Genomic DNA, 3,791 nt, shown 5'->3' on the forward strand with positions numbered 1-3,791 from the left:
CCCTGTAGGACAGCGATACCCCATCAGACAAGCATTCTATGACACAGTAGTACTAATGAGCTGGCGGCAATGGCGCGAAGGCGACCTGGCGCTGCTGGAAGCGGCAGTAGCCCGGCTGGGAGTGCAGGTGGCCGACGAAGCATCAGGGCGAGAACAACAACGCAGGCTCTGGCAGCCGTTGCCTCAAGGCGGCCCTGGTCCGTCAGGCCGGGACCAAGGTTTCGGCCAGCGTGCTCCAGGCTGCATCGCGGAGGTCGCGGCGCATCGCCTCCTCATCATTCCATCGGGTCTCGACAGGGAGACGGATCACCTCGCACCGCAATGTCAAGCTGCTGTCGCGGAAGGGCCAGGGGTCGAGCGACCAACGCGACGTGTCTTGTCGCACTAGCTTCATCTTGCGAGAACTGCCATCCTCCATTGGCGCCTCCCCCGCCTTGTCCGACTCTGCAAAGCAGAGGGCGAGGGACAGGGCATCGGTCACCGCGACGAGGGCGGAGTTCCGCTCCACCTGCACAGGCGTCGCGCCGAGCTTGGCAATCCAGTCTGCTTGCAGTGCGGCCTCCTTGGCGGCGTTGCGGTCGATCGCGGCGCGGTCGTCCGGCGGCAGGCTGCCCGGGTCCATGTACTCCGTGTAGACCCGCGTGCCGTGCAGGGAGATGAGGAGGGCAGGCCAAAGGCCCCAGGCGGCCCGGGCTATCTCCACGCCCCGTGCCCACATCGGGGCATGGACCGCCGGGCCGAGGCTGGTGAACGGATGAGGCAGGCCCGTCTCGGGGTCGAGGGTTGGGGCGGTCTCCCAGGACAGCCAGGCGATGTCGTGCTGCTCGGCGGCGAGGATGACCTCTGAAGCCGGGTCCGGCCGCGCGAAGCCGGGGGCGCCCCAGGCGGCCATCATCTGGCCCGAGAGCAGGGCATGGGAGGGTTGGGAAATGAGAAGGCGGGTGCCGTTCTCTGGGCTGCGCAGGATCATGATGCGTCAACGCGCGAGTGGGCTCTCGGGATGAGGTAACTCCTAATCTGCCTGGCTCAAAAAGCTGGCCGCGGGACTAGTCCGGCTCCGATCACATGATGGGGTGGATGCCCCCTGCTCTGCGGCATCGAGGTGCCATAGCGTGGTTGGTGCTGAGCCTGACCACGAGGGAGAGGAGGCATCCATGGAGGAGATTACGACGATCGGCCTCGACCTGGCCAAGAGCGTCTTCCAGGTGCATGGGGTCAATGCGGCCGGTGGGGTAGTAGTGCGGCGCAAGCTGCGCCGGTCAGCGCTGCTGGAGTTCTTCGCGGCCCTGCCACCCACGCTGGTCGGCATGGAGGCCTGCGGCGGAGCGCACCATTGGGCGCGTGAGCTCACTCGCCTCGGCCATACGGTGCGGCTCATGCCACCGGCTTACGTGAAACCCTACGTCAAGCGAGGCAAGACCGACGCGGCAGACGCCGAGGCGATCTGCGAAGCGGTGACGCGCCCGACCATGCGTTTTGTGCCGGCCAAGACGGAGGCGCAGCAGGCGAGCCTGATGGAGCTGAAGGTCCGCGACATGCTGGTGCGCCAGCGTACTCAGACCATCAACGCGCTGCGCTCCCATCTTGCCGAGTACGGCATCGTGGCGGCGCAGGGGCGCAAGGTCGCCGAGCTGATCGCGGTAATCCGCGACGGTGACGACACCCGGCTGCCTAACCTGGCACGCCAGGCGCTGGGCGATCTGGTAGCACAAATCGAGGCCTTGGATGGACGCATTGAGCGGCTCGACAGCCGCATGGTCCGCCATGCCCGTGAAGATGAAGCGGCTCGACGGCTGGCGAGCATCCCCGGCATCGGGGCGATCAGCGCGACAGCCCTGGCCGCGATGTTGCCCAATCCACATGGCTTCGCCTCCGCGCGGCACTTCGCGGCCTCGCTTGGCCTGACCCCGAAGCCGCACTCGAGTGGCGGCAAGGAGCGCTTGGGTCGGATCTCTCGGCAAGGCAACTCCATGCTACGTCGGCTGCTGGTCCTCGGCGCCACCAGCCGTCTACGCAATGCCCGGCGCAGTCCAGAGGCGGCGGATCGGGCCACACGCCTGCTGGCCCGGCGGCCCTTCAAGGTCGTCGCCGTGGCGCTAGCCAACAAGATGGCCCGCATCGCCTGGGCCTTGCTGGCCTGGGGAGGGACCTACACAGCAACCGCGACCGCCTAGGCGGTCGCGTCCGAGCTCGCCGGGCGCCGCGCCCGGCGAGGGCCAAGGTGCCGAAGCGACGATGACAGCGAGAGACCGGTGAGCCGGTGACGAGACAGGCCGTTTATCGCAATGCGCTACCCGAGCGCGCTCGCATGATTGCCCCTCGTTCCGCGCCCCTCATCAGGGCCCGTGGCCAGACCGGCCGCATCGAAGGCCGGACACATGACCGCACCCGTGCTCCCGGTGCCAGAGTTGCAGACGCGCCTTGACCCGCAGGGGGCATCCACACATGCGATAAGGTGCGCTTGCCGCAAGCGGTGCGGGGCTTGCCACAATTCCGGCAGGATTATGCATCAAAACGTTTTAACGGGACGTCGCGGCAAGGAGCGTATGCCTATGCGCCGTGACACTGGGAAGAGGGTCATGCTCCCGGTACTGCGGCGTTTCCGGCGGAGCTTGCGTGATTTCACGCCGCCATTCGGGCACACGTCTCCTGCCGCAAGATCTGGAAAGCCTTTCGTGGGAACGGCGGTACTGTTTGGCGGTCATCAGGTGTCGCCGCGGATGGAAGTGACCGTAGATCATCGCATGCGCCGAGAGTAACCGCTGGGCTTGCCCGGGTGACTTGAAGCGCTGCATCTGGCGTTCTCGACGTCGCGATGGGCGGTGGGACTTCTCGGCACGATGGTTTAGGTATCGGCTGGTCCGATGCCGCACACAGGGCAGAACCTCTCGCCGTGCGACGTCATAGCTGCGGAGCTCATCCGTGACGATCTTGCGGGGCTTGTATTTGAGGTCCGCAAAGCAAGCGTTTGGCGGCCATGGCGTTGCGCCGCCCTGCATGAGCATGTCGAGCAAGACACCATGTTGGTCCACCGCGCGCCAGAGATAGAAGCGTCCACCGTTTATTTTCAAGTAAATCTGATCCATGTGCCAGGTGTCACCCGGCCGCGGCCGCTGCTTGCGCATCTTGGCCGCGAAGTCCGTACCGAAGAGGCGGCACCAGCGTCGGATGCTCTCCGAGCTGACCAGCACGCCCCTCTCGGCCAGGATAGCTCGATGTCGCGCAGGCCCAGGCTGAACAAATGGTAGAGCCGGATGGCATGGTGGATGACCTCGGCGGGGAAGCGGTAGCCAGGGTAGGTAGTGGGCTCGATCGACATCCGGCCGCTTTGGCCCAACCAATTCATTCCGCCCAGCGATCAAGGACGTGACTATGCCCCTGCGAGAGCTTGACTGCGGCTCAAGTTGACGATGCCAACTGAACGGCGGCAACTCGCAGCGCTACCTCAGCGACCTGTTGACCCGTCTCGTCGACGGCTGGCCATAGAGCCGCACCGACGAACTTCTGCCGTGGCGCTGGACGCCCGAAATCCAGGCCGAGCCTCAGCCAGCAAGGTAAAGGCCCTGGCATCCGCGCCTACTGTTGTCCGTCCAGCGGTCCAACCAGATGGTCCGCACGCCGCCCGGTCCCAGCACCTCGACGATCTCGAAGGCTTCGCCGTGCGCTTCCGTGCGCGGCAGCGCCGGGGCCACCGGCGGCGCTTCCTCGTCGTGACCCGGGTGCGTCGAGGTCGGCAGCGCTAGAGCATTTCAGGTTTAGTCGAACGCGTAGCCTGAGTTGGCAAGGTAGTT

General features: G+C 65.8%; 4 protein-coding genes. 1 reads left to right on the forward strand and 3 read right to left on the reverse strand.

Features of this window, described 5'->3' with window-relative positions:
* Positions 1-202: 202 nt before the first annotated feature.
* Positions 203-970 carry a DUF3891 family protein gene (locus tag AC5JJ6_RS03345; protein ID WP_496040685.1) on the reverse strand — a complete coding sequence of 256 codons (768 nt, stop codon included), beginning with the start codon at positions 968-970 and terminating at the stop codon, positions 203-205.
* A gap of 184 nt (positions 971-1,154) precedes the next feature.
* On the opposite strand from AC5JJ6_RS03345, the gene AC5JJ6_RS03350 reads away from it, so the two are divergent.
* Positions 1,155-2,174, forward strand: a complete 1,020-nt coding sequence (locus AC5JJ6_RS03350) for an IS110 family RNA-guided transposase (protein WP_496040688.1) — start codon at positions 1,155-1,157, stop codon at positions 2,172-2,174.
* Between the two features lie 345 nt (positions 2,175-2,519).
* On the opposite strand, the gene AC5JJ6_RS03355 is transcribed toward AC5JJ6_RS03350, so the two are convergent.
* Together AC5JJ6_RS03355 and AC5JJ6_RS03360 are read right to left on the reverse strand one after the other, a co-directional pair.
* Positions 2,520-3,191 (reverse strand): IS6 family transposase, encoded by a 672-nt coding sequence (locus AC5JJ6_RS03355; RefSeq protein ID WP_496040686.1) that lies wholly within the window; start codon positions 3,189-3,191, stop codon positions 2,520-2,522.
* A 351-nt stretch (positions 3,192-3,542) separates the two neighbouring features.
* Positions 3,543-3,692 carry a hypothetical protein gene (locus AC5JJ6_RS03360; RefSeq protein ID WP_496040687.1) on the reverse strand — a complete coding sequence of 50 codons (150 nt, stop codon included), beginning with the start codon at positions 3,690-3,692 and terminating at the stop codon, positions 3,543-3,545.
* Positions 3,693-3,791: the final 99 nt, after the last annotated feature.

The sequence above is a fragment of the Skermanella sp. genome (assembly GCF_059503625.1).